The 784-nt window shown below is 60.2% G+C and carries 1 protein-coding gene; it reads left to right on the forward strand.

Translation table 11 applies throughout. The features are described from left to right. The coding region (locus H6B10_RS19065; protein WP_430661767.1) for an L-fucose/L-arabinose isomerase family protein at positions 1-784 on the forward strand (784 nt) is incomplete at both ends.

The following is a 784-nucleotide window of genomic DNA, read 5'->3' on the forward strand; positions in this document are numbered from 1 at the left end:
GAACTGCTCCTACAACCTGGGTATGCGCCACCTGAAGGGCTATATTCCCGAGTATCCCGTGGGCACCGCCGAGGAACTGGCCGACAAGATGGCTGAGTTCGTACCCATTGCCCGGGCCATTCTGGGCGTCAAGGATCTGAAGATCATCACCTTCGGCCCCCGTCCCCAGGACTTCTTTGCCTGCAACGCCCCCATCAAGGGCCTGTATGAGCTGGGCGTGGAGATTGAGGAAAACAGCGAGCTGGACCTGCTGGTAAGCTACCAGGCCCACAAAGATGACCCCCGCATCCCCGAGGTCTGCGCTGACATGGCCGCCGAAATGGGCGAGGGCAAATACTACCCCGACCTGCTGGCCCGCATGGCCCAGTTCGAACTGACCCTGCTGGATTGGGCCGAAGCCCATAAGGGCAGCAAGAAGTATGTGGCCTTTGCGGACAAGTGCTGGCCCGCTTTCCCGTCCCAGTTCGGCTTTGAGCCCTGCTATGTAAACTCCCGCCTGGTTTCCCGCGGTATCCCCGTCTCCTGCGAGGTGGATATCTACGGTGCCCTGTCCGAGTACATCGGCATGTGCGTCTCCGGCGATACCGTCACCCTGCTGGACATCAACAACAGCGTGCCCAAGTACATCTACGACGAGGACATCGCCGGCAAGTTCGATTACAAGCTCACTGATACCTTCATGGGCTTCCACTGCGGCAACACACCTTCCTGCAAGATGTGCGCCGACCGTGCGGTGAAGTACCAGCTGATCCAGCACCGTCTGCTGGAGCCCGCGGGCAGCGAT

The sequence above is a fragment of the Gemmiger formicilis genome (assembly GCF_016901605.1).
GTDB lineage: Bacteria > Bacillota > Clostridia > Oscillospirales > Ruminococcaceae > Gemmiger > Gemmiger formicilis_B.